The sequence below is a fragment of the Rathayibacter tritici genome, assembly GCF_002932875.1.
Classification (GTDB): Bacteria; Actinomycetota; Actinomycetes; order Actinomycetales; family Microbacteriaceae; genus Rathayibacter; species Rathayibacter tritici.
On the sequence record NZ_PSWS01000069.1, the window covers coordinates 1 to 25098 of the forward strand.

A 25098-nucleotide genomic window follows, 5' to 3' on the forward strand; every position below is an offset into this window, starting at 1 on the left:
CTCCTGCCCCTCCGGCGCACACCCCACCACTGAGGGGACCCTGAACCGTGGAGGGAGCCCGGAACGGCGGGTTGCCTTGGCGGTTCAGGGTTCCCTCAGTGGTGGGGTGGGCGCGGGTGGGTCAGGAGAGGGTGTGGTATTTGAGCTGGGCGGCCGTGAGGCCGGAGGTGGCGATGAGTTCGACGGCGTCCGCGGCGTCGGACACCAGGATCGGGAGAGCCTCGCGCTCGGGTGCGGCGAAGTCCCGAAGCACGAAGTCGGCGGCCTGCTGGCGGCCCGGCGGGCGGCCGATGCCGACCCGCACGCGCAAGAACTCGGCTCCCCCGGTCGCGGCGAGGATGTCGCGGATACCGTTGTGCCCCCCGTGTCCGCCGCCCTGCTTCAGCCGCAGGGTGTCGAACGGGATGTCGAGCTCGTCGTGCACGACGATCAGGTTCGACGAGTCGATCGAGAAGAAGTCGAGCAGCTGCGCCGTCGGCCCGCCCGAAAGGTTCATGAAACTGTTGGGCTTACCGAGCACGAGCTTCGGTCCCCCGGGGCGGAGAAAGCCTTCGGCGACGACGGCATTCGCGCGGTTGTGCCGGCGGAACGACCCGCCGATCCGCGTCGCGAGCTCATCGAGCACCATCTGGCCGACATTGTGCCGGTTGCGTGCGTACTGCGCGCCCGGGTTGCCCAGTCCGACGACCAGCCAGGTGTCACCCATGTCGTTCCTCTTTCTCGGGCGGAGGCATCCCCCGCCGGACGCGGAACGGGCCCGCCGCGGCTGCGAGCGGGCCCGTTCCCGGGATAGTGCGGACTACTCCGCGTTCTCGGCGACGACGTCGCCCGAGGCCGGAGTCTCGTCGTCTTCACCCAGGTCCTGCTCGACCTCGGCGGTGACGTTGACGATGAGGATCTCGGCATCGGTGACCAGCGTCGCGCCCTCGGGGAGCGTGACGTCGGCGGCGGTGATCTGCGTGCCGGCCTCGAGGCCCTCGACGGAGACGACGACGCTCTGCGGGATGCGCGTGGCGTCGACCTCGAGCGAGAGGGTGTTCGACTCGATCGAGACGAGGGTGCCGGGGGCGGCGTCGCCCTCGATGTGCACGGGGATGTCGACCTCGACCTTCTCGCCCTTGTTGATGACGACGAGGTCGATGTGCTCGATGATCTGGCGCACCGGGTCGCGCTGGATGTCCTTCACCAGCGTGGTCTGCGCGGCGCCCTCGATGTCGAGTTCGAGGATCGCGTTCGCCTTGCGGGTGAGCAGGAGCACCTGGTGACCCGGGAGGGTGAGGTGCTGGGGCTCGGTGCCGTGGCCGTAGAGGACCGCGGGGATCTTGTCCTGCGCGCGGATCTTCCGGGCGGCGCCCTTGCCGAACGAGGTGCGGACCTCGACGACGACCTTGTTGGTCAGTTCAGCCATGATGTTCTCCTTGGGCGGCGCCCAGCGCCACCGGATCGGGTCGTGACCTGCGGCCACGGACGGTTTGTCGACTCGAACGCAGGTCAGCGTGAGGAGAAGTCCGTGGCGCCCCGTGGGGGCCTCGCCTGCTTCCACCGCGTCGATCACGGATGCGCGTGCATCCCTCGCCGAAGTTCAGCTGCCGATCCTACCCGGCACGGCGCCTGCCCGCCAGCACGGGGGCCCTCGCCGGGCTCGAGACCTGAAGTTCAGGCGGACTGGCTAGCGTGCGGGTATGACGAGCGACGACTTCGGCTCCTATGTCGAGAAGAACGGCTTCCACCGCGACACGAACTACATCCCGACCCGGATTACCGCCGACGGCCGTGACGGGTATCCGGTGGAGGCGGGGCGCTACCGCCTCGTCGTCTCCCGGGCCTGCCCGTGGGCGAACCGCGCCATGATCGTGCGCCGTCTGCTCGGACTCGAGGACGCTCTCTCGATGGGCATCTGCGGGCCGACGCACGACAAGCGCAGCTGGACCTTCGACCTCGATCCGGGTGGTGTGGACCCCGTGCTGGGCATCCCGCGGCTGCAGGACGCCTTCTTCGCCCGCTTCCCCGACTACCCGCGCGGGATCACCGTGCCGGCCCTCGTGGACATCCCGAGCGGCCAGGTCGTCACGAACGACTACCCGGTGATGACGCTCGATTTCTCGACCGAGTGGACGGCGTTCCACCGCGACGGCGCCCCCGATCTCTATCCGGCGGAGCACCGTGACGAGATCGATGAGGTCGCGGAGCTGGTTTTCCACGACGTCAACAACGGCGTCTACAAGTGCGGCTTCGCGGGTTCGCAACGCTCCTACGAGCGGGCCTACGACCGCCTCTGGGCGCGCCTCGACTGGCTGGAGGAGCGGCTGAGCACCCGGCGCTACCTCGTCGGGGACACGATCACGGAGGCCGACGTCCGCCTTTTCACGACCCTCGCCCGCTTCGACGCCGTCTACTACAGCCACTTCAAGGCGAACCGGAACCTCCTCTCGGCGATGCCTGCGCTCTGGGGGTACGCCCGCGACCTGTTCGCGACTCCGGGCTTCGGCGACACGATCGACTTCGTGCACATCAAATCGCACTACTACGAGGTGCAGCGCGACATCAATCCGACCGGCGTCGTGCCCAAGGGGCCTGACCTGTCCGGCTGGCTGGTCCCCTCCGGCCGCGAGGAGTTGGGCGGGCGTCCGTTCGGCGACGGCACTCCCCCGCCCCCGCCGATCCCGAGCGAGCGCGTGCCGAGGGGGCACGGAGCTTGACCGGTCCGAATCCTCGAACGCCGTCCCCGGAATCCCGCGGGCGCGCAAGAGCGTGCGCGCGCGTGACGACCGATGTGCAGACGAGGGACGGCTCCGACCCCGTTTCCCGGCGGGCCCCCGGAGCTAGCCTGGGAACGACCCTGAACGCGAACGTCGAGGAGAACCGTGTCTGAGAAGCCCACCGCCACAGCCAACATCGGAGTCGTCGGTCTGGCGGTGATGGGCTCGAACCTCGCGCGCAACCTCGCCAGCCGCGAGGGCAACACCGTCGCGGTCTTCAACCGCTCCTACGGCCGCACCGAGACCCTCATCACCGAGCACCCGGAGGCGGGCTTCGTCGCCTCCGAGACCATCGAGGACTTCGCCGCCTCGCTCGCCACTCCGCGCACCGCGATCATCATGGTGCAGGCCGGCCGCGGCACCGACGCCGTGATCGAGCAGCTGACCCGGGTCTTCGAGCCCGGCGACATCATCGTCGACGGCGGCAACGCGCTCTTCACGGACACCATCCGCCGCGAGAAGGCCGTGCGCGAGAGCGGCATCCACTTCGTCGGCACCGGCATCTCGGGCGGCGAGGAGGGCGCGCTGAAGGGCCCGTCGATCATGCCCGGCGGCTCGGTGGAGTCGTACCGGACGCTCGGCCCGATCCTCTCCTCGATCGCCGCGGTCGCCGAGGGCGAGCCGTGCGTCACGCACATCGGCACGGACGGCGCCGGCCACTTCGTCAAGATGATCCACAACGGCATCGAGTACGCGGACATGCAGCTCATTGCCGAGGCGTACGACCTGCTGCGCACCGTCGGCGGTCACGAGCCCGCCGCCATCGCCGACGTCTTCGACGCCTGGAACAGGGGCGACCTCGAGTCGTACCTCATCGAGATCACCGCCGAGGTGCTTCGCCAGGTCGACGCCGACACCGGGAAGCCCTTCCTCGACATCGTCCTCGACCAGGCCGGCTCCAAGGGCACTGGCGTCTGGACCGTGCAGAACGCGCTCGACCTCGGCGTCCCCGTCGGCGGCATCGCCGAGGCCGTCTTCGCCCGCGCCGTCTCCTCGCACCCGGAGCAGCGCGAGGCCGTCCAGGCCCGCATCACGTCGCGCCCGACCCCGGTCGAGAAGTACGACGGCTTCGAGGACGACGTGCGTGCCGCGCTCTACGCCTCCAAGGTCGTGGCCTACTCGCAGGGCTTCGACGCGATCATCGCGGGGGCCCAGAAGTACGGCTGGGACATCGATAAGGGCGCGGTCGCCAAGATCTGGCGCGCAGGCTGCATCATCCGCGCGCAGTTCCTCAACCGGATCGTGGACGCCTACGACGAGAACGCCGGCATCACGACCCTCCTCGAGGATCCCTACTTCGCCGAGGCCGTCGCGAACGGCGAGGCCGCCTGGCGCCGGATCGTCTCGACCGCTGCCCTCTCGGGCGTGCCGATCCCCGGCTTCGGCGCCGCGCTGTCCTACTACGACTCGCTCGCCTCGAAGCGGCTCCCGGCCGCTCTCGTGCAGGGTCAGCGCGACTTCTTCGGCGCGCACACCTACCAGCGGGTCGACAAGGAGGGCACCTTCCACACGCTGTGGTCGGGCGATCGCACCGAGGTCGAGCAGGACCCCTCCACGCACTGACCGCGCGGCGCACAGAGAAGGCGCCCCTGCCCGTCGGATCCACGGATCTTGCGTGCTGGGGCGCCTTCTTCCTACGGCGCCTCCTGTCCGGGCGGGCCGCCACGGGCAAACCCGTCCGACAGTCACGGACGGCGACGCGGGCGAGGTCTCTCCCGCCTCGCCCAGCCGCACCAGCGCGGAGGCGTCCTGCCAACCGAGCCCGAGCAGTGCGAGCAGGGCGGTGAGGGCTGTGGTGGCGATGCCCGAAAGCGCGCGCGAGGGTCGGCGGGAAGCGGAGGGGCACGGGCTCACCCGAGGGCGTGCGCCCGTCCGGGGATCGGCCAGCCGGAACGGTCCCCGGTGGTGTCACTCCGCGGCCACCCGACCGGCAGGAGGCGTCAGGCGTCGCCGTCGAACATCGACGTGACGGACCCGTCGTCGAAGACCTCGTGGATGGCGCGGGCGAGCAGCGGCGCGATCGGCAGGACCGTCAGACGGTCCCACTTCTTCTCCTCGGGCAGCGGCAGCGTGTCGGTGACGACGACCGAGTCGATGAACCCGGAGCTCAGCAGCTCGACCGCCGGGTCCGAGAAGACGGCGTGGGTCGCCGCGACGACGACGCCGATTGCGCCCGCCTTCTTCAGGGCCTCCGCCGCCTTCGCGATGGTGCGCCCGGTGTCGATGAGGTCGTCGACGAGCAGGCAGACGCGGCCCCGCACTTCTCCGACGATCTCGTGCACCGAGACCTGGTTGGCGACCTTCGGGTCACGGCGCTTATGGATGATCGCGAGCGGGACACCGAGCTTGTCGCTCCAGATGTCGGCAACCCGGACGCGACCCATATCCGGCGAGACGATGGTGAGGGTCGAGGGGTCGAGCTTTTCGCGGAAGTGCTCGAGCAGCACGGGCATCGCGAAGAGGTGGTCGACCGGGCCATCGAAGAAGCCCTGGATCTGCGCGGCGTGCAGGTCGACCGACATGATCCGGTCGGCCCCCGCTGCCTTGAACAGGTCGGCGACGAGGCGGGCCGAGATCGGCTCGCGGCCGCGGCCCTTCTTGTCCTGGCGCGCGTAGGGGTAGAACGGGGCGACCACGGTGATCCGCTTGGCGGAGGCACGCTTGAGAGCGTCGACCATGATCAGCTGCTCCATCAGCCACTCGTTGATCGGGGAGGTGTGCGACTGGAGGACGAACACGTCGCCTCCACGCACCGACTCGCCGTAGCGGACATAGAGCTCGCCGTTGGCAAAGGTGCGCCCCTCGGTCGTGACGAGCTCGGTCCCGAGTTCGGCGGCGACCGCCTCCGCCAGTGCCGGATGCGCCCTCCCCGAGACGAGGACCAGGCTTTTCTTGTTGCTGGCGGTGATGCCGCTCACTGTGCTCCGCTTCCTGGGGTGCTCGCCTGGTCGGATCCGAGGAGGTCCGACGCCAGGGCCGCCTCGGCGGCCTCAGCCGCTGCGGTTCCCGGACGGTGGGTCTGCACCCACCCGGGCATGTTGCGCTGCGGAGCGACGGTGATCCCGAGGGCTCCGGCGGGGATGTCCTTGCGGATGACCGTTCCGGCGCCCGTGTACGCTCCGTCACCGATTCTAACGGGGGCGACGAAGACGTTGTGCGACCCCGCCCGCACATGCGAACCGACCACCGAGGACGCCTTCGTCACCCCGTCGTAGTTCGCGAAGATCGAGCCGGCGCCGATGTTCGACTCCTCTCCGATCACGGCGTCGCCGACGTAGGAGAGATGCGGGACCTTCGATCCCTCGCCGATCGTGGCGTTCTTGGTCTCGACGTAGGTGCCGATCTTGCCGCGGGCGCCGAGCACGGTGCCGGGCCGCAGGAACGAGAACGGGCCGACCTGGGCCTGCGCGCCGATCACGGCGAGCGTCGCGTCGGAACGCTTGACGACCGCGTCCTCCCCCACTTCGCAGGAGTCGAGTGTCGTGTCCGGGCCGATGACCGCGCCGGTCGCAATCACCGTCGGGCCCTTGATCTGGGTGCCGGGAAGGATCTCGACGTCGGGAGCGAGCACCGCGTCCACGTCGATCCAGGTCGTCGCCGGGTCCTGGATCGTGACGCCCTCGAGCTGCCAGCGGCGCACGATGCGCGCGTTCAGCTCTAGCGCCGCGTCCGCGAGCTGGGCTCGGTCGTTGATGCCCGCCACGAGCCAACGGTCCTGCACCGGGACGGTCTCGATCGAGCGGCCGGCGGCCTTGAGCGCGGCGGCGGCGTCGGTGAGGTACTTCTCGCCCTGCGCGTTCTCCGTACCGATCGCGCTGATCACCGAGCGGAGCGCGGCGGCCTCGAAGGCGTAGACGCCCGCGTTGATCTCGGTGAGGGCCAGCTCGTCGACGCTCGCGTCCTTCTGCTCCACAATCGAGGCGAAGGCTCCGTCGCCGCCGCGGACGATCCGACCGAAGCCGGTCGGGTCCTCGAGCACGCAGGAGAGCATCGTCAGCGCGTTCGCGGCGGCCAGGTGCTCGTCGACGAGGCGGCGCAGCGTCAACGCGTCGAGCAGCGGGACGTCGGCGCTGAGCACGACGACCGTGCCGGCGAAGGACTCCGGGAGCGCTGCGAGCCCCTGCTCGACCGCACGGCCGGTGCCGGGCGTCGCATCCTGATCCACCACCAGCGCGGCGGGCGTGTGCTCGAGGACTGCTTCGGCGACCCGGTCGCGCTCGTGGCGCACCACGGTCACCACATGCGCCGCGTCGAGCGAGGCGGCGGTGTCGAGCACGTGCCCGAGCAGCGGCCGCCCGGCGAGTCGGTGCAAGACCTTCGGGGTGCGGGACTTCATGCGGGTGCCCTGGCCTGCCGCCAGGATCACGACGGCGAGCGTGCTGTCTGCCATGATTCGTTCTCCTCCATAAGAGCTCCGGCTGACCGCTTAAGATCCTCCGCAACCCTCAGAACTCTGTCGGCGATCGGATCGGCGACTCGTCTTAAACGGACAGCCGACAGGTTCCCGGACATGCCCCGGGGCCTCGGACTGGCTGCGCGCCGCCGATCACGCTACCGGAATCGACAGCGAGCCGTCCCGGTTGCGGCGCCTCGCCGGTCTGGCGACCCCCTCAGACCCGCCGCAGCCAAAGGGATCCCGGTCGTCTCGAAACCGTAGCTCAATCCCGACGACGCTTCCCCTTGGGAGCGTCCGACGAGTCGCCTCAACTCTCCAGCCAGGCAGTGAATTCGTCACGATCAAATCCGGCTCGCCCCGGCGGAAGATGCCTGTTTTTGGAGCGAAGTACTGAGACGTAGGACCACAGCGTGTCGCCGTCTACAAAATGCGCGCGACATGCTGCCTGCAGCAGCCCCCAAGTAGTCGCGGTTTGAACCTGCATGCCGCTTGGCCCTCCTGCGAGGAGAGCAGCCGGGCCGGCGTCATCCGTGAAAAAGACGGCCTTTATATTCCGACTGTGGATGATGGCAAGAGTCTCAGCCTCGCCGAGATTCTTCGTAGGAGCGTCGCCGGGTCGCGACAGTTGCTTTCGGTAGACGGTCGTTAAGATGTGCTCCCCGGGGTTTTCGGGGAATAGCGGTTCGCCAAAGATATCTGGCGCGTCCTTCACATCCTCGAGATCCGGCTCGGATGAGGACAGCCGGCATTCGTGAGCGACGGTTGCACACCAGGCGGGATGGCCAAGCAGTCGACGAAGGAGGTCCATTCGATGAAGGTAGGCGAAGTTGATCAGAACCGTGTTGTCCGGGAAAAGCCAAACCGTCACGCGCAGGCGCCCCTCACGCGCCGAGACCGAGGAGGTCAGCGAGAGCGTCGGACGAGAGTTCGCCCCCATAGGTCGGCTCGTCGACCTCCAGATCGACCGGGTCCACCCCGAGCATCCAAGCGAGCGTGTCCTTTCGAACAGTCCCCTGCGCGATCTGCGCGATGTGAGCATGTTGAAGAGCAAGGGGGAATCTTCGCGTCGAAGCTGCATCCATTCGTGCCGTGATGTGGTCTCCAGGCTCGGAGGTCTTCCAGTGGCGCCGCAAGAGCCGCTGCGTGGGCTGGGGCGACCACGTCTCCAGATAGTCATTCATCGGGAGGCGCAAAGCAACGATTCGGTTCTTGAGAGCTTCGACGGAAACGCCTCGGTTCCAGACATGCTCCGCTATGTCTGCCTCCGTCACCACTGTCCAATCGATGCTCTGAATCCATGTTGCGGGAAGAAGAATTTCGGCGGCGAATGCATTAGCCTCCGGCTCGCTGGAAACCACCTCTGCCGAACGACCTTGCCGGAAAGACTCCTCCTGGTGAACAAGATGCCCGAGCTCGTGAGCCAGCGACCAGTTCTCCCGAAACCAGTTCCCAGTCGCCTCGAGCGCGATGATTGCTCGACCGCCGAAGCGAAAAGAGTATGCGGAAGTCAGTTCACTCAGGCGCACGATGTCGATGCCCAGGGAATCTAAACGGTCGGCAAAGGGACGGATGAAGTCGTCTCCGAGCGCGACTCGCGCCGACTCAAGCGTCTCGGGGACGTCGGACGCAGCGAGCCCGCCCTGAACCTGTTCATAGGCGAGAAGGACCCTATCGAGGTGCGGGAGATCGACATCCTTGCCCGGTACGTGATGACGCCGCGTCTCTTGATCGAACGCGTGGCGCGCGGCCGCAACCACCCGATTCGGGTCGGGCGACCCGGTGATGATGAAGTGCAGGTCAGCGTCAAGGAGATCTGCAATCTTCGCGAGTTCGATTGCGGCAAAGCCGCGCTCGCCTCGGAGCGCACGCGAAAAGGCGTCGGGAGTCATTCCGACGTCCGCTGCGATGCTTCGCTGAGTACTACCGCTCGGGAGCAGGTCAGCAACTCGCTGTCCGATCTGTTCAGTCATGCGTGCATGGTACGCGTCCGTTGTGAAAATCCCAACGACCACGTCAGCGCGCGCGACAGTCGTCGAGCCGTGGATGACGACCAGCCGAACGAAGTCCTGCACACGCCGCTCCGCCACCAGGATTCGAACCTGGACCGGACAGCTCCAAAGGCTGCCGTGCTGCCGTTACACCATGGCGGACCGCGCTCACGCGCGCCGTCCATCCTGCCATCCCCGAGGCCCGGGCTCCGCCTCAGGGCGCCCGCCTCGCCCTCCCCGGCGTCCCCCGAGCAGCTCAACCACCAGAATGGACGCGTGAGTGCGAATGACGAGGTCGACGGGATCGTCGATGCGTGGGTGCGGGAGCGGCCCGACCTCGACTTCACGCCGCTCCAGGTCTTCTCGCGGATGCGCCGACTGGCCAAGCAGCTCGAGCGCGCGCGCGGCATCGCCTTCGGCCGCTCGGAGTTGGAGACGTGGGAGTTCGACGTGCTCTCGGCGCTGCGCCGTGCCGGCGCCCCCTACCGGATGAGCCCGAAGCAGCTCCTCCAGGCGACGATGGTCACCAGCGGCACCATGACCAACCGCATCGACCGGCTGGTCGAGCGTGACCTGGTCGAGCGCCTCGACGACCCGAACGACGGGCGGGGCGTGCTGGTGCAGATGACGCCGTCCGGGCTCGCCCGCGTCGATGCGGCGATCACCCGCCTGGTCGACGCGGAGCAGGAGCTGCTCGGCGCACTCACCCACGCACAGCAGGAGCGGCTGGCGCAGCTGCTCCGCAAGCTCTCGCTCGACTTCGGCTGAACTCCCCCGCCAAGAACTCCGCGGTCATCCGCCGCGAGTACCGCGACTTCTGAGTCTTCGAGCGGACGGGCGGCCCGGGCTCAGCCCTCCAGCTGCTCCGAGAGCTCCAGCCAGCGCAGCTCGAGTTCGGCCGTCTCGTCCTCGTAGGCGCGGAGGGTCGCGTTCAATGCCAGGATGCCGTCGTAGTCGTCCTGGTCGTGAGTCGCCATCGTCTCGTGCACCGTCGCCGTCAGCTGGGTCAGCTTGTGCAGGCGCCGGTCGATGGCCGCCACCTCCTTCTCGGCGGTGCGGCGTTCGGCTCCCGCCAGGCCGCTCGGCGCGGGCGTGGCGGAGCCGGAGGAGCCGGAGGACGCGGGCGCCCCCTTCTGGAGCGCACGGCGCAGGTCGAGGTACTGCTCGACCCCGCCGGGCAGGTGCCGGAACGCGCCATCCATCACGGCGTACTGCTGATCGGTGACGCGCTCGAGCAGGTACCGGTCGTGCGAGACGACGAGCAGCGTGCCCGGCCAGGAGTCGAGCAGGTCCTCGATGGCGGCGAGCATGTCGGTGTCGAGGTCGTTGGTCGGCTCGTCGAGGATCAGCACGTTCGGCTCGCTGAGCAGGATGAGCAGGAGTTGGAGCCGCCGCCGCTGCCCGCCCGAGAGGTCCTTCACCGGCGTCGAGAGTTGCGCGCTCGAGAAGCCGAGCCGCTCGAGCAGCTGGCCCGGCGTCATCTCCTTGCCGCCGATGGAGTAGCTGGTGCGCTGCTCCGCGATGATCTCGCGGACGGGCTGGTGCTGCACCTCCGTCAGCTCGCGCAGCTGCTGATCGAGGATCGCGACGCGCACGGTGGTGCCGCGCTTCACTCGGCCGCTCGTCGGCTCCACGCTGCCCGCAACGAGGCCCAGGAGGGTGGACTTCCCGGCTCCGTTGACGCCCAGGACGCCGGTGCGCTCGCCCGGCGCGATCCGCCACTCGATGCGGTTGAGGACGGTGCGCTCGCCGTAGCGGACCGTGACGTCGAGCAGGTCGACGACGTCTTTGCCCAGCCGCGAGACGGCGAGCTGCGAGAGCGAGACCGAGTCGCGCACGGGAGGCTCGTCCTCGATCAGCTGGTTCGCGGCGTCGATCCGGAACTTGGGCTTCGCGGTGCGCGCGGGAGCACCGCGGCGAAGCCAGGCCAGCTCCTTCTTCATCAGGTTCTGGCGCTTGGCCTCCATCGTCGAGGCCATCCGGTCGCGCTCGACGCGCTGCAGAATGTAGGCCGCGTAGCCGCCCTCGAAGGGCTCGACGATCCGATCGTGCACCTCCCAGGTGGCGGTGCAGATCTCGTCGAGGAACCACCGGTCGTGAGTGACGACCGCCAGCCCGCCCGACGACACCGCCCAGCGACGTTTGAGGTGCTCGGCGAGCCAGGCGATGCCCTCGACGTCGAGGTGGTTGGTGGGCTCATCGAGGAAGACGACATCCCACTCACCGACGAGCAGCTTCGCCAGGGCGACGCGGCGACGCTGGCCACCCGAGAGGGAACCGACGACGCCGTCCCAGGGGACGTCGCGGAGCAGACCGGCGATCACGTCGCGGGTACGCGCGTCGCCCGCCCACTCGTGCTCCTGCAACCCACCGACGACGGCCTGGGCGACGGTGAGCTCCTCATCGACCGTGTCGGCCTGGTCGAGCATCCCGAGCGTGACGCCGCGGCGGTGCGTGACGCGGCCGCGGTCCGGCTCGATGCGCTGCGCGAGCAGGCGCAGGAGAGTCGACTTGCCGTCGCCGTTGCGGCCGACGATCCCGATGCGGTCGCCCTCCTCGATCCCCAGGGAGACGTCGTCGAAGATCACGCGCGTGGGGTACTCGAGTCGCAGCGCCTCGGCGCCCAGCAGATGTGCCATAGGGATCCAGCCTAGGCGGTGCCACCCGTGCGGCCGGGCACAGTGGGCGCGCCGCAGAGGGGTGGCACCCGCGGAGGTGACGGGTCTCAGTCCGCGGGGTCGGGTTCGGGGGCCGGCTTCGACACCGCGACCGAGCGGCGGTGCAGGCCCGTCGCGCCGTCGGGCGCGGGCGGGCGCTCGACTGTAGTCTGCACCGTGCCGTCGGCATCGGTCGCGCGCACCGTGACGACGTGGTCGCCGGCCGTCGCGTCCCACTCCAGCACCCACTGAATCCATGTGTCGGCCGTCACTTGCTCGGCGAGCCGCGCCTCCTGCCACGCGCCGCCATCGATCTGCACCTCGACCTTCGCGATCCCGGTGTGCGGTGCCCACGCGACTCCCGCTACGGCGACCATGCCCTCCTCGACCAGCTGTCCCTTCCGCGGAACATCGATCCGCGACTCGATTTTGATCGGGCCGCGCTCGGTCCAGCCGCGGGTCGACCAGTAGGCGAGGTCCTCCGCGAAGGTGGTCACCGTGAGCTCGACGACCCACTTCGTCGCCGATACGTACCCGTAGAGGCCGGGGACCACCATGCGCACAGGGAAGCCGTGCTCGACCGGCAGCGGTTCGCCGTTCATCCCCACGGCCAGCAAGCTCGCGCGGTTCTCGTCCTGCAGCACGTCGAGCGGGCTGGAGGCGGTGAACCCGTCGATGCTGCGCGAGAGCACCATGTCGGCGCCGGCGGTCGGCCGCGCCCGGGCCAGGAGCTGCCGAATCGGGTAGCCCAGCCAGAGGGCGGTGCCGATCAGATCGCCGCCGACCTCGTTGGACACGCAGGACAGGGTGACCAGGTGCTCCTCGAGCGGCAGCGCGAGCAGCTCGTCCCAGGTGATCTCGATCTCCTCCTCGACCATGCCGGTGATCTTCAGCGACCAGTCGGCAGGCTCGACCGAGGGCACGGAGAGCGCGGTGTCGATCCGGTAGAACGAGGCGTTGGGAGTGACGTACGGGCTGATGCCTGTGATGTGGTCGAGCACGGCACCGGCGGGGACGGCCGAAGCCGCGGAGGCGGGAGCGGGTAGCGACACGGCCTCGCGCACAGCGGTGACGGCGGCGGAAGCGGAAGTGAGGAAGCGCGCGCCGACGCCGGCCGCGACCGCCGTGACTCCGGCGATGCCGACCAGGCGCAGGAACGACCGCCGACCGGGAGCCCCGCTCCCCGACTCCTCCTGCCAGCCGCGGAGGCGGACGGAGGCGGAGCGGAGCACGCCGGCTCCGGCCACCATGCCGACGATGCTCGGCACGGCATCGATGCCGGACGAACCCTCCCGGCTCACCGCAGCGAACGCACCGGCGCCGGCGACAACGGCCAGCAGCAGCAGCCCGAACGGCGGAAGTCGATACTCCAGCAGCCCCGCCCCGACCGCCAGGACTGCAATAGCGATGCCGATCGAGACCAGGAGCACGAGTTTGTCGCCGGTTCCGAAGAGGGCGATAACGGTGTCCTTCACGCCGGGCGGAACGATGTCGATGACGAAGCCGCCGACCGCGATCAGCGGACTGCCCCCCGCGCCGGTGAACACTGCGACGACCTCCGCGACCGCCAGGGAGACGACAGCGGCCACGATCCCGGAGAGGATAGCGAAGAGGGTGGTACGTCGGCGCGACATGAGCGGCACTCTAAGCCACGCGGGCGGGACTTCTCTGCGGGCTGCCTGCGCGTCGGGTTCGGCGGCGCATGGCTGGGCGGGCGATTCGCAGGGGGAGGTGCGATTCGCAGGGGGAGGTGCGATTCGCAGGGGATCTGTGCGCAGACGCCGATCCTGCCGCGGAACGGGCGCCGGAGGAGTCGGATCCCCTGCACATCGGACGGAGTCCTGCACATCCGACGGAGTCCTGCACATCGGACAGCGGAGCCGGGCCCTGGCGCGCCTAGGACGAGAGCACGCGCGCTCCGTGCACGGGCCCCGAGACCCGCACAGCGTTCAGGCGCGCGGAGCTCAGCTCCAGCTGCAGGTCGAGGGCGGCGTCGGCGTCCGACGCGAGGAACGCCACGGTCGGGCCCGAGCCTGAGACGAGGCCGCCGAGCGCGCCACGTCCCTCGCCGAGCTCGAGGATGCGGGCGAGCCCGGGCTGCAGGTGCAGCGCCGGCGCCTGAAGGTCGTTGTGCATCGCGTCGGCGAGCATTGCGGCGTCACCGGCACGGAGTGCTTGCAGCACGTTGGGATCGATGGTCGGAGTCACCGAGATGGGGCGGAAGTCGTGCAGATGGCGCTCGCGGTGCCGGTCGAGCTCGCTGTAGACCTCCGGGGTCGACAGGCCCTCGTCCGAGAGCACCAGCACCCACTCGAAGCGGCCCTTGGCCAGCGCGGGGCTCAGCTCGTCTCCGCGTCCGACTCCGATCGCGGTACCGCCGGTGAAGGAGAAGGGGACGTCAGCGCCCAGGCTCGCCGCGATGCCGAGCAGCTGCTCCCGCGTGCAGGCCGTGCCCCAGAGCGCGTCGCATGCCAGGAGGGTTGCGGCGGCGTCGGCCGACCCGCCCCCCATGCCGCCGGCGATCGGGACGTGCTTCTCGATCTCGAGGTGCACGCCACCGCGGTACCCGGTGGCCCTGGCCAACGCACGCGCCGCCTTGATGGCGAGGTTGGAGCCGTCCACAGCGAGAGCGGAGGTGTCGATCGAGCCTGAGAAGGAGACCGAGAAGTCGGACGCGTCCGACGCGAAAACGTCCTCATAGAGCGAAAGCGACTGGTACGCGGTCGCCAGCTCGTGGTAGCCGTCGTCGCGCACAGCGCCGACCTTGAGGAACACGTTGATCTTGCCGGGGGCCCGCGCATGGACCCGGTTCGACGTCACGCGATGGGCCATGCTCTCACGCTACAGGGTGGCGGAGGCGCCCTCGTCCGCGCCGGAGGAGGCCTCCCCGTCGCCATCCACGCCGTCCCCGTCGGTCCCCGCCAGCGACCCGTCCGCCCGCGACGCGCCGCGCACCGGCACTCGCGTCGGATCGAGCTCCCGCCCCAGCCGGACGAAGGCGGCGACGTCCAACTCCTCGCCCCGCGCTGTCTGCGGGACACCGGCCGACTCGAGGGCGGTGATCGCGGCGGCGCTGTCGCCGAAGAGCGTCGCGAGGGACTGGCGGAGCATCTTCCTCCGCTGGGCGAACGCGGCATCGACTACGGCGAAGACCGCGCGGCGAAGGGTCTCGTCGCCCGGCTCCTCCCCGCGCTCGAAGGCGACCAGCACGCTGTCGACGTTCGGCACCGGCCAGAAGATCTGGCGCGAAACCGTGCCGCCGGTCGACCAGGAGCCGAACCACGCGGCCTTCACACTCGGGCCGCCGTAGACCTTCGATCCCGGCCCGGCCGCGAGCCGGTGCCCGACCTCGGACTGGACCATCACGACTCCGGACCGGATGCTCGCGAAGTTCTCGAGGAAGTGCAGCAGCACGGGCACCGAGATGTTGTACGGGAGGTTGGCGACGAGGCGCGCGGGGTCGCCCGGCAGATCGAGCACCTTCATCGCATCGGCGTGCACCACCGCGAGGTCGGCGCCCGGCATCATCAGCTCGACCGTGCGCGGCAGCTGCTCGGCGAGGCGACCGTCGATCTCGACGGCTGCGACCCGGGCGCCCGCCTCAAGCAGACCGAGCGTCAGCGAACCCAGACCCGGACCGATCTCGACGACGGTCTCCCCCGGCTGCACACCTGCCAGCTTGACGATGCGGCGGACGGTGTTCGCGTCGTGGACGAAGTTCTGGCCGAGCTTCTTGGTCGGCATGACATCGAGCAGGCCCGCGAGGTCGCGGATCTCGGCCGGGCCCAGCAGACGCGGGATGCTCGCGGCCGTCGGCACCGCTGCGTGACGGCCGCTCATGCGAGGGGGCCGACCGGCTCCGTCGGCCCGGAGCCGACCTCGCCGCCCCACTCGCCGTACACGGCCTCAGTGTTCGAGGCGATCGTCGCGGCCAGGTGGCCGACGTCCGTCTCGAGGGTCGCGGCCATCGAGCGCAGGGTATGCGGAAGGAGGTAGGGCGCGTTCGGGCGGCCGCGGAAGGGCACGGGAGTGAGGTAGGGCGCGTCGGTCTCGACGAGGATCAAGTGCCGCGGAGTCACGACGAGCGCCTCGCGTAGCGGCGCGGCGTTCGAGAAGGTTACGGTCCCCGCGAAGGAGAGGTACCAGCCCTCGTCGGTGCACATTCTCGCCATGTCGGCGTCGCCGGAGAAGCAGTGGAAGACGGTGCGCTCGGGGGCACCGACGCGGCGGAGGGTGTCGATGACCTCGCGATGCGCGTCGCGGTCGTGGATCTGCAACGCCAGGTCGTGCTCCTTGGCGATCCGGATGTGCTCCTCGAAGGAGCGGAACTGGGCGGCGCGACCGCTCTCGCCTGTGCGGAAGAAATCGAGTCCGGTCTCGCCGATCGCGCGCACCCGCGGCTGCTCGGCCAGCTCGGCGATGACGGCGAGCGCGGCGTCGAGCTCACCGCGCTGCTCCAGCTCGGGGGCCTCGTTGGGGTGGATCGCGACGGCCGCCAGCATGCGCGGCTCGCTCGCCGCCTGCTCCGCCGACCAGCGGCTGGTCTCGACGTCAGTGCCGACCTGGACGACGCCGCGGACGCCGACAGTGGACGCGCGATCGAGCTGCTCGCGGTGGTCGAGCGGCTCGAGCCCGTCGGCGATCTCGAGGTGGGTGTGGTTGTCGTAGACGGGCACGACGAGAGCCTCGGGCAGCGGCGGATACGTCAGGTCGCGGCCCGAGGAGGCCTCGCGGGAGCGGACGTGCTGGCTGTCGGTCATGCGCTCCAGGCTACCGGGAGGGCCGCGAGCGGCCGGATCACTCCATTATTCGTGCATTCAGCACCTCGAGCGCCCTCACCGCCCGATCGAGGCTGTCGGACCGCTCGCGCGCCGATTCAGGGTCCCAAACCTTGAGAACGAACGTTTCAAGGATCAAATTGTATTCAACCCCTTGTCGCAGCCGGTTTCGCTCGACCCTCGTGAATCGCTGCTTGAAGGAACGTCCGGCATGTGCAGCAGCGTTCAGCAACCACTCCTTCGGGTCCTGGATATCATCAGCCTGAGCTGGCACGACTAGATTTGGGCGGCCCAAGAGTGCCGCGATTCCAGCCGTATCGGCGATCATCCAGGCCTCAGCCTCCTGCGCAGCGACGCGGATTAAAAGGTTGGGCGCATCGAAAGATAGACCCTGGCGCCACTCTCCAACAAGCGACGGAGCACACTCCTTCCTATCGAGGTCGGTGAAGACGATAACTGGCGCACGTTGCGAAACCTTCGCAAAGTTGCCGATTTTTGCTCTCAGAGCACCAGATCCGTTAGTGACGATCACATTCTGCAACGACAAGTTGGGGGCGTAGCTGTCAACGAGGCGCCGAAGAAGAGCTTCGCCCGCCTTGTCCTCCGCACCACCGATTGCCGAGATGGCCTCCACTAATCCTCCCAGAGGGGGACTACTCCCACTAGCGGTGCTTTCGCTTTCGGAAGAAGGACCTCGGCCGGGGAGAAGCCGGCATCAAGCTGCACCTGCTCGGCTTCATTCGCAAGCCGCGCTGTGGTCCCTTCGTTCTCAACTTCGAGGAGCACGACATGTCGAGAGTCAATGCCTTCATTTGCGAGGAGAGCTTCGCTGTGGGTCGTCACAAAGATTTGTCGCTGCTTGCGCTTCGTCGACCGCACCCGACTCAGGAGCACGGGGATCTCACGGACGATCGAGTCGTTGAGACTTAGTTCCGGCTCTTCCATAAGCAGAACGGAATCGCCGGCCTGCAACGACCAGAGCAGAGCAATGAGGCGAAGAGTCCCATCTGAGAACGAGTCCTCCCGTTGCCAGCCGGCGTTCGGTCGATAGTGGTCGTACCTCGCCTCGAGATGGGGCCTGCCCGTCACAGTGTCCTGACTGAATCTAAGGTCCGAGAATTGAGGAACCGCGATTTTCAGCGCACCCTCAATCCGCTTGAGTCGTGAATTGCGGGTTCGAGCAGTCTCGCGGGCGACCTTTTCTAGAAACCCTTGACCGAACGGGTCGTCTTCGATCTTATTTCCACCGATTTGATCGGAGTACTTGAGTAGCTGTGGTACGAGATGAACGAAAGAAACGTCTGCGAGAAATTCGGCGAGCTCCCGAAATTCGCCGTTGGCTTGAATCTGCTCCAGGCTTGTTTGTGTCAAGCGAGCAGGGTCACGCCTGTCGTGATCATCAGGCCGGCGGAGGATCTCCGCCCCACCTTTCTTAACTACTTCAGACGAAACGAGGCTGCGATGAGCACCCTTACCCTCATTTTTAAGCCCTAGTATGTACACCCAGGTCGGCGCGTTCTGGTCAAGCTCGTCCGCCACCTCGATCTCGATCATCACCTCGGGATCTTTGCGAGCATGAAGGCATCTCACCCGCGAAACACCTCCGCGCGTGGATAGTGCGCGTTGGACACCGCCGCCGTCCGCTTTTGCCACATCTTTCAAGAAACGAATCGAATCTAAGAGATTTGACTTACCGGACGCGTTTGGTCCGATAATGTATGCCACCTCGCGCAGAGAGATGTCCACGGCGCGAAAATTACGCCAATTCTTAAGCCTTAGCCGAGTGATGTACACGATCGACAATCTCCCTCATTGGTGGTGTCCCGTCCGTGTAGCGGGCGAATGTGCAAACGCCCGTCAGGACGCCGGCGCCTCGATGCGCGGGAAGAGCGCCGCAAGGGTGCCGACGGTGGTGCCGACCGGGAGGACGCCCCAGCGGCCCGCCTCACGGATCGGCTGAGCGGTCAGGGCGCCCAGCGACTCCGTCACGCCCAGCGCCTCCCAGAGCGCCGTCGTCGCGCGCGGCACGACCGGCGAGAGCAGCACGGCCAGGGCGCGCAGCCCCTCCGTCGCGGTGTAGAGCACTGTGCCGAGGCGCTCGCGCTCCTCGCGCTTGACCAGCGCCCACGGCTCCTGCTCGGTGATGTACCCGTTGAGCTCCTCGACGATGCTCCAGACGGCGGTGATCGCGTCGTGGATCGCGAGAGCGTCGATCGAGCGGTCCGCGGAGGAGGCGGCGTCGGCGACGGTGCGCTGGATGCGCTCCTCCGCCTTGGTGAACTCCCCGGGCTCGGGTAGGACGCCGTCGTAGTAGCGGTGCAGCATCGCGATGACCCGCGAGGCGAGGTTGCCGAAGCCGTTCGCGAGCTCGGACTGGTACCGCGCCGACAGGTCCTCCCAGGAGAACGAGCCGTCCTGACCGAAGGTGATGGCGCGCAGGAAGTAGTAGCGGAACGCGTCGGAGCCGAAGGTGTCGGTGATCTGCTCTGGCGCGATCCCGGTGAGTTTCGACTTCGACATTTTCTCGCCGCCGACGAGCAGCCAGCCGTGACCGAAGACCTGCTTCGGCACCTCGAGTCCGGCGGCCATGAGCATGGCGGGCCAGATCACCGCGTGGAAGCGCAGGATGTCCTTGCCGACGATGTGGGTCGCCGGCCACCGGCGCTGGAACTCTGCCTCGTCCTGGCCGTAGCCGACCGCGGTGATGTAGTTGAGTAGCGCGTCGAACCACACGTAGACGACGTGGGAGTCGTCCCACGGGACCTTGACGCCCCAGTCGAAGCTGGAGCGCGAGATCGACAGGTCGGCCAGGCCCTGGCGGACGAAGCTCACGACCTCGTTGCGCGCCGACTCGGGCTGCACGAAGTCGGGCCGCTCCTCGTAGAGCGCGAGCAGCTTCTCGGTGTACTCGCTCATCGAGAAGAAGTAGTTCTTCTCCTTCAACAGCTCGACCGGCTTCGAGTGGATCTTGCAGACGTACTGCCCGGTGTACTCGCCGGTGCCCTCCTCGAGGTCGGACAGCTGCTTGTACTCTTCGCAGCCGACGCAGTAGTAGCCCTCGTACTCGCCGGTGTAGATCGCGCCCGCGTCGTAGAGCTTCTGCAAGAACTTCTGAACGTTGACCTCGTGCCGCGCCTCCGTGGTGCGGATGAAGTCGTCATTCGCGATGTCGATGGTCTCGAGCAGCGGCTGCCACGCGGACTTGACGAGTCGGTCGGCCCACTCCTGGGGAGTGGTCCCGTTGGCGGTGGCCGTCCGGAGGATCTTCTGGCCGTGCTCGTCGGTGCCGGTCAGCAGCCAGGTGTCATCTCCCGCCTGGCGGTGCCAGCGGGTGAGCACGTCGGCAGCGACCTCGGTGTACGCGTGCCCGATGTGCGGGACGTCGTTCACGTAGAAGATCGGGGTCGTGAGATAGAAGGAGGCGCCGTCGGACATGGCGACCATCCTATTCACCGCGCGGGGCGGCTCCTCCCGTGTGACGGAGCCAGTGGACAACGGGCTACCAGCGCCCCTGTGGAGGAGCTCACCTCAGGCGCGGCGAGAGGCGAGCGCCGCCTCGTAGAGGGCGCGGCGGGAGAGTCCGGTGATCTCGGCCACCTCGGCCGACGCCTCCTTGAGGCGCGATCCGGCCGCGACGCGGGCCAGCACGTCGGCCAGCGCGTCCTGGAGGGACGCCTCGCGGACGGGAGCGCCCTCGACCACCAGGCAGATCTCGCCGCGCAGCCCGCCGGCCGCCCACTCGGCGAGCTCGGCCGCCGTGCCGCGCCGGACCTCCTCGAACATCTTGGTGAGCTCGCGGCAGACGACCACGCGCCGATCCGAGCCCATCACCTCGACTAGGTCGGCGAGCGCGTCACCGATACGGTGCGGCGACTCGAAGAAGACCATCGTGCGCCGCTCGTCGACGAGCGCGCGGAAGGTCGAAACCCGCTCGCCGTGCCGGCGCGGGAGGAAGCCCTCGAAGCTGAAGCGGTCGGTCGGGAGTCCGGAGACAGCGAGCGCCATCAGCACCGCGGAGGGTCCGGGCAGGGCGGTCACCGCGACTCCCGCCGCCGCGGCCGCCTCGACCAGGTGGTAGCCCGGGTCCGACACCGTGGGCATGCCCGCGTCGCTGAGCACGAGAAGATCCTCCGCGCGAGCGAGCTCGACCAGCTCGGCCGCGCGCTCGCGCTCGTTGTGGTCGTGCAACGCGTAGAGGGCGGGCCGGTTCTCGACTCCGAGCGCCCGGAGCAGCTGGATCGTCACGCGGGTGTCCTCGGCGGCGATGTGACGGGCGGAGGACAGCGCTTCCACGAGACGCCGCGAGGCATCGCCGAGGTTTCCGATGGGAGTGCCGGCGAGGATGATCATCCGGCCAGTCTCCCAGGTCGCCTGTTCGTCTCCGCTTGTCGCACTGTGCCACCACCCGTGCGGGGGTCCCCGACTAGCATGGCCGGGTGACGGACCGACCGCAGCGCGACTTCGACGACCTGCTTCTGGACGCGGCGGGACCGACGAAGACGGTGCCGGTCGAGCCCGCCGAGCCCCGCGACCGCACCCCGCTCCCGGGGGTGGCCCGCGGCTCCTGGTTCGACGATCTGCACGGACGCCTGGTTGCCTCCCCCGGGCGGCGCCGGCTCTACGAGTTCGGCCTGCCGCTGCTCGTCATCACGCTGGCCGCCGTCCTGCGGCTGTGGAACCTGGGTCGTCCGCGCTCGCTGGTGTTCGATGAGACGTTCTACGTGAAGGACGCCTGGACCCTCTGGAACCTCGGCTTCGAGGGCGCCTGGCCCGCGAACGCCGATCCCGGCTTCGCCGCGGGCGACGTCGACGCCTTCACAGGGGCACCGTCCTTCGTCGTGCACCCGCCGCTAGGTAAATGGATCATCGGGCTGGGCATGGGCGCGTTCGGCGCCGACGACAGCGTCGGTTGGCGTATCTCGACCGCCGTCGCCGGGATCCTCGCCGTGGCGCTGGTGATCCTGATCGGCCGCCTTCTCTTCCGCTCCACGTTCCTCTCCTCCTTCGCGGGGCTGATGCTCGCGCTCGACGGCCACGCGATCGTGATGTCGCGGGTCTCGCTGCTGGACGGGATCCTGATGTTCGTCGCGCTCTGCGGGGTCGGGGCTGTGCTGCTCGACCGGCGCTGGGCGGAGCTACAGCTCGCGCGCAAGGTGGCTGCGGGAGCACTGTCGAGCTGGGGGCCGGTGCTGTGGTGGCGGCCGTGGCTTCTGAGCGCCGGCGTGCTCTTCGGGCTGGCCGCGGGAGTGAAGTGGACGGGCGCCTACTTCCTTGCGGCGTACGGCGTCTATGCGGTAGTCGCTGATGCTCTGCTCCGGCGCCGGGCGGGGGTGCTGTTCTGGGGCAGCGGCGCGCTCCTCACACAGGGGCCGGTCACCTTCCTCCTGGTCGTGCCGATCGCCCTCGTCGCCTACGTCGGCACGTGGACCGGGTGGCTCCGCACCTCCGGCGGCTGGGGGCGGCAGTGGGCGACGGAGTCGCCCGGCAACGCGTGGACCGGCGCGCTCGCCTGGGTGCCGGACTGGGCGCAGAGCCTCTGGCACTACCACGCGCAGATGTACAACTACTCAATCAATCTGCGCGCCGCACACCCCTACGAGGCGGACCCGCTGACGTGGCTCCTGATGCTGCGGCCGACCAGCATGTATTTCGCCGATCAGGCCACCGGGGTCGACGGCTGCACCGCCGTGCGGTGCGCCGAGGCGATCACCTCGGTCGCTAATCCGCTCATCTGGTACGTCGGCGTGCTGGCGCTGCTCTACCTCGTCTACCGCCTGGCCCGGTACCGGGAGTGGCGCGCCGGCTTCGTGCTGATGGGGATCGTCGCGGGGTACCTGCCGTGGCTGCTCTACCTCGACCGCACGGTGTTCCAGTTTTACTGCGTCGTCTTCGAGCCCTACATGATGCTGGCACTGGCCCTGACGGCGGGGATCGTGATCGGGTCGCCGGGCGATGAGCGGACGAGGCGCACTCGCGGGATCCTGGTGGTGCTGGTCTTCGGGGTGGCCGCGGCCGCCGTGACGGGCTACTTCCTCCCGCTCTGGACCGGCGCGCAGACGTCCTTCATCTTCTGGCAGGCTCATATGTGGCTGCACTCGTGGGTCTGATCCGGCGGCGGGGTCCCGGAGTAGCAGCCTGCGCGGTCGCGGCCGTGCTCGCGGCGCTGCTGCACGCGGCCGTTCCCGCGGTGCCGATGCTGACCGCGGCGGTCGCGCTCGGGATCCTCGTCGCTCAGCTGCCATCGGCGCGGCGGATGCTGGGCGGAGCCTTGGCGCCGGGCCTGGCGTTTTCGTCGCGCTCGCTGATGCGCACCGGGATCGTGCTGCTGGGGCTGAAGCTCTCGCTGATCGACATTGCGGCGCTGGGCTGGGGCGCAATCCTGGTCGTCGTCGGGATCGTCCTCGCCACCTTCGGCCTGACCTGGGCGCTGGGGCGGGCGCTGCGGCTGCCCGGGCAGGAGCCGCTGCTCCTCGCTGCGGGGTTCTCGATCTGCGGCGCTTCGGCGATCGGGGCGATGGCCGGGGCGACTCGGGCGAAGCAGCAGGAGCAGGCGACACCGGTCGCGCTGGTCACGCTCTGCGGCACGCTCGCGATCGCGGTGCTCCCCGCCCTGGCGCAGCCGCTGGGGCTCTCGGACGTGCAGTTCGGGCACTGGGTCGGCGCGTCGGTGCACGACGTCGGCCAGGTGGTGGCGACCGCTCAGGTGGCGGGAGCGTCGGCGCTGGCCGTGGCGGTGGTGGTCAAGCTGACGCGCGTGCTGATGCTCGCTCCGATGGTCGCCGTGGCGGCGGCGGTCACCCGGCGCGGCAACGAGCCGGGCGGGACCCGACCTGCAATTTTGCCGCTGTTCGTGATCGGGTTCCTCGCGGCGGTGCTGCTGAGGACTCTCCTGCCGCTGCCGGAGGAGGTGCTCGCCACCGCGGACACGACGCAGACCTGGCTCCTCGCCGCCGCGCTCTTCGCCCTGGGCAGTGCGGTGCGGGTGCGCGCGCTCGTGACGACAGGGTGGCGCGCGCTGGTCGTGGCGCTCGTGTCCTGGGCCGCGATCGCGGCGATGGGGCTGGCAGCGGTGCAGCTGGCGCTCTGATCGGCTGTATTACGCGATGCGTCGCGCACGAGCGCGGGATGTCGGCGCCTCCCGCTAGCGTCGATCGCATGGCAGATCGCGAATACGGCTTCAAGACGCGTGCGATCCACGCGGGCAACATCCCCGACGCGGTGACGGGCGCCCGCGCCCTGCCGATCTACCAGACGAGCGCGTTCGTCTTCGACGACACCGCCGACGCGGCCGCACGCTTCGCGCTGCAGAAGTACGGCAATGTCTACTCGCGCCTGTCGAACCCCACCGTCGCCTCCTTCGAGGAGCGGGTCGCGAGCCTCGAGGGCGGCCTTGGCGCCGTCGCGACCGCCTCCGGACTCTCGGCACAGTTCATCACCTTCGCGGCGCTGGTGGGCGCGGGCGACCACGTCGTCTCCTCCGCCAACCTCTACGGCGGCTCGATCACCCAGCTCGACGTGACGCTGCGGCGCTTCGGAGTGGACACGACCTTCGTGCGCTCCAGCGAGCCGGCCGACTACGCGGCGGCGATCACCGAGAAGACGAAGGTGCTCTATGCCGAGACGATCGCCAACCCCTCCGGGGAGATCGCCGACATCGAGGGCCTCGCCGCGGTCGCGCACGCCGCCGGCATTCCGCTGATCATCGACTCGACGGTCGCCACGCCCTACCTCGTCCGACCGATCGAGTGGGGCGCCGACATCGTCATCCATTCGGCCACCAAGTTCCTCGGCGGACACGGCACCACGCTCGGCGGCGTCGTTGTCGAATCGGGGCGCTTCCACTACTCCCGGGAGAAGTTCCCGCTGCTGCACGATCCGGTCGCGTCCTACGGCGACCTGTCCTGGGACGGCAACTTCGGCGAGTACGGCTTCCTCACGCGCCTCCGGGCCGAGCAACTGCGTGACATCGGCCCGGTGCTCGCCCCGCACTCCGCGTTTCTGCTCGCACAGGGCGTCGAGACGCTGCCGTACCGGATCCAGGCGCACGTCGACAACACGCGCCGCGTCGCCGAGTGGCTCGACGCCGACCCGCGGATCGACGCCGTCTACTGGGCTGGCCTCCCCGCGCACCCGCATTACGGCCGTGCGCAGAAGTACCTGCCGAAGGGTCCGGGCTCGGTCTTCAGCTTCGTGGTGAAGGGCGGTCGCGCCGTCGGCCAGACCTTCATCGAGTCGGTCGACCTCGCCAGCCACCTCGCGAACATCGGCGACGCGAAGACGCTGGTCATTCACCCCGCCTCGACGACGCACGCGCAGCTCACCGAGGAGCAGCTGCTGCACGCGGGCGTCCTCCCCGGCCTCGTCCGTCTCTCCGTGGGTATCGAGGACGCGGACGACATCGTCTACGACCTCGACCAGGCGCTGACCCGCGCCGTCGAGAAGCACGGCACCCCCGATGCTCCGACGGAGCTGCCGGAGGACACCACCACGACCCTGCACACCCCGGCCGTGGAGGTCTGA

At 68.8% G+C, this 25098-nt stretch carries 21 protein-coding genes and 1 tRNA gene; 6 read left to right on the forward strand and 16 right to left on the reverse strand.

The genetic code is table 11. From position 1 onward, the window contains the following. Positions 1 to 121 precede the first annotated feature (121 nt). Both pth and C5D07_RS13785 read right to left on the reverse strand, forming a co-directional pair. Positions 122 to 706 carry an aminoacyl-tRNA hydrolase gene (gene pth / locus C5D07_RS13780; protein WP_068251940.1) on the reverse strand — a complete coding sequence of 195 codons (585 nt, stop codon included), beginning with the start codon at positions 704 to 706 and terminating at the stop codon, positions 122 to 124. 93 nt (positions 707 to 799) lie between these two features. Further along, positions 800 to 1408: a 50S ribosomal protein L25/general stress protein Ctc gene (locus C5D07_RS13785; protein ID WP_104259583.1), complete on the reverse strand. Its 609-nt coding sequence runs from the start codon at positions 1406 to 1408 to the stop codon at positions 800 to 802. 274 nt (positions 1409 to 1682) lie between these two features. Here C5D07_RS13785 and C5D07_RS13790 point away from each other — a divergent pair, with 274 nt between their 5' ends. Both C5D07_RS13790 and gndA read left to right on the forward strand, forming a co-directional pair. Then, positions 1683 to 2699 carry a glutathione S-transferase family protein gene (locus C5D07_RS13790; protein WP_104259575.1) on the forward strand — a complete coding sequence of 339 codons (1017 nt, stop codon included), beginning with the start codon at positions 1683 to 1685 and terminating at the stop codon, positions 2697 to 2699. Positions 2700 to 2918: 219 nt separating this feature from the next. Next, positions 2919 to 4322: an NADP-dependent phosphogluconate dehydrogenase gene (gene gndA / locus C5D07_RS13795; protein ID WP_068256998.1), complete on the forward strand. Its 1404-nt coding sequence runs from the start codon at positions 2919 to 2921 to the stop codon at positions 4320 to 4322. A 377-nt stretch (positions 4323 to 4699) separates the two neighbouring features. Here gndA and C5D07_RS13800 read toward each other — a convergent pair whose 3' ends face one another. The 5 genes from C5D07_RS13800 to C5D07_RS13820 form a co-directional block, all read right to left on the reverse strand. Beyond that, the gene (locus tag C5D07_RS13800; RefSeq protein WP_068251935.1) at positions 4700 to 5677 is read right to left on the reverse strand and encodes a ribose-phosphate diphosphokinase; all 978 of its coding nucleotides are present in this window, start codon (positions 5675 to 5677) and stop codon (positions 4700 to 4702) included. Further along, on the reverse strand, positions 5674 to 7149 hold the full coding sequence (gene glmU, locus C5D07_RS13805) for a bifunctional UDP-N-acetylglucosamine diphosphorylase/glucosamine-1-phosphate N-acetyltransferase GlmU (protein ID WP_104259576.1): 1476 nt from the start codon (positions 7147 to 7149) through the stop codon (positions 5674 to 5676). Before glmU ends, C5D07_RS13800 begins: the two co-directional genes overlap by 4 nt. 313 nt (positions 7150 to 7462) lie before the next feature. Further along, complete coding sequence (locus C5D07_RS13810; protein ID WP_104259584.1) at positions 7463 to 8023, reverse strand: hypothetical protein; 561 nt, start codon at positions 8021 to 8023, stop codon at positions 7463 to 7465. 13 nt (positions 8024 to 8036) lie between these two features. Further along, complete coding sequence (locus tag C5D07_RS13815) at positions 8037 to 9125, reverse strand: XRE family transcriptional regulator (RefSeq protein ID WP_211286384.1); 1089 nt, start codon at positions 9123 to 9125, stop codon at positions 8037 to 8039. Between the two features lie 108 nt (positions 9126 to 9233). Beyond that, positions 9234 to 9305 (reverse strand) — tRNA-Gln (locus tag C5D07_RS13820). 114 nt (positions 9306 to 9419) lie between these two features. Here C5D07_RS13820 and C5D07_RS13825 point away from each other — a divergent pair. After that, positions 9420 to 9911, forward strand: a complete 492-nt coding sequence (locus C5D07_RS13825) for a MarR family winged helix-turn-helix transcriptional regulator (RefSeq protein ID WP_068251926.1) — start codon at positions 9420 to 9422, stop codon at positions 9909 to 9911. Positions 9912 to 9991: 80 nt separating this feature from the next. Here C5D07_RS13825 and C5D07_RS13830 read toward each other — a convergent pair whose 3' ends face one another. The 9 genes from C5D07_RS13830 to rsmI all read right to left on the reverse strand — a co-directional run bounded on the left by C5D07_RS13830 (position 9992) and on the right by rsmI (position 20928). Then, positions 9992 to 11782 (reverse strand): ABC-F family ATP-binding cassette domain-containing protein, encoded by a 1791-nt coding sequence (locus C5D07_RS13830; protein ID WP_104259577.1) that lies wholly within the window; start codon positions 11780 to 11782, stop codon positions 9992 to 9994. Between the two features lie 86 nt (positions 11783 to 11868). After that, a complete protein-coding gene (locus tag C5D07_RS13835) occupies positions 11869 to 13434 on the reverse strand; it encodes a molybdopterin-dependent oxidoreductase (RefSeq protein WP_068251922.1) in 1566 nt (521 codons plus the stop codon). A 262-nt stretch (positions 13435 to 13696) separates the two neighbouring features. Then, a complete protein-coding gene (locus C5D07_RS13840; protein ID WP_068251921.1) occupies positions 13697 to 14632 on the reverse strand; it encodes a 4-(cytidine 5'-diphospho)-2-C-methyl-D-erythritol kinase in 936 nt (311 codons plus the stop codon). Positions 14633 to 14641: 9 nt separating this feature from the next. After that, a complete protein-coding gene (gene rsmA / locus C5D07_RS13845; RefSeq protein ID WP_084415811.1) occupies positions 14642 to 15640 on the reverse strand; it encodes a 16S rRNA (adenine(1518)-N(6)/adenine(1519)-N(6))-dimethyltransferase RsmA in 999 nt (332 codons plus the stop codon). Further along, positions 15637 to 16560 carry a TatD family hydrolase gene (locus tag C5D07_RS13850; protein WP_068251920.1) on the reverse strand — a complete coding sequence of 308 codons (924 nt, stop codon included), beginning with the start codon at positions 16558 to 16560 and terminating at the stop codon, positions 15637 to 15639. The genes rsmA and C5D07_RS13850 overlap by 4 nt, the downstream gene beginning before the upstream one ends. Before the next feature lie 37 nt (positions 16561 to 16597). Further along, the gene (locus tag C5D07_RS15485) at positions 16598 to 17212 is read right to left on the reverse strand and encodes a DUF4276 family protein (protein WP_170063556.1); all 615 of its coding nucleotides are present in this window, start codon (positions 17210 to 17212) and stop codon (positions 16598 to 16600) included. After that, complete coding sequence (locus C5D07_RS13855) at positions 17212 to 18372, reverse strand: AAA family ATPase (protein ID WP_104259587.1); 1161 nt, start codon at positions 18370 to 18372, stop codon at positions 17212 to 17214. The genes C5D07_RS15485 and C5D07_RS13855 overlap by 1 nt, the downstream gene beginning before the upstream one ends. Positions 18373 to 18435: 63 nt before the next feature. Continuing rightward, a complete protein-coding gene (gene metG, locus C5D07_RS13860) occupies positions 18436 to 20013 on the reverse strand; it encodes a methionine--tRNA ligase (RefSeq protein ID WP_104259588.1) in 1578 nt (525 codons plus the stop codon). Between the two features lie 93 nt (positions 20014 to 20106). Then, positions 20107 to 20928 (reverse strand): 16S rRNA (cytidine(1402)-2'-O)-methyltransferase, encoded by an 822-nt coding sequence (rsmI, locus tag C5D07_RS13865; RefSeq protein ID WP_068251919.1) that lies wholly within the window; start codon positions 20926 to 20928, stop codon positions 20107 to 20109. An 86-nt stretch (positions 20929 to 21014) separates the two neighbouring features. On the opposite strand from rsmI, the gene C5D07_RS13870 reads away from it, so the two are divergent. From C5D07_RS13870 to C5D07_RS13880, 3 genes are all read left to right on the forward strand, one after another. Further along, positions 21015 to 22685, forward strand: coding sequence for a dolichyl-phosphate-mannose--protein mannosyltransferase (locus tag C5D07_RS13870; protein ID WP_237358231.1), 1671 nt, complete (start codon positions 21015 to 21017; stop codon positions 22683 to 22685). Further along, complete coding sequence (locus C5D07_RS13875; RefSeq protein ID WP_104259578.1) at positions 22664 to 23665, forward strand: YeiH family protein; 1002 nt, start codon at positions 22664 to 22666, stop codon at positions 23663 to 23665. Before C5D07_RS13870 ends, C5D07_RS13875 begins: the two co-directional genes overlap by 22 nt. 68 nt (positions 23666 to 23733) lie before the next feature. Then, positions 23734 to 25098, forward strand: a complete 1365-nt coding sequence (locus tag C5D07_RS13880) for an O-acetylhomoserine aminocarboxypropyltransferase/cysteine synthase family protein (protein WP_084416154.1) — start codon at positions 23734 to 23736, stop codon at positions 25096 to 25098.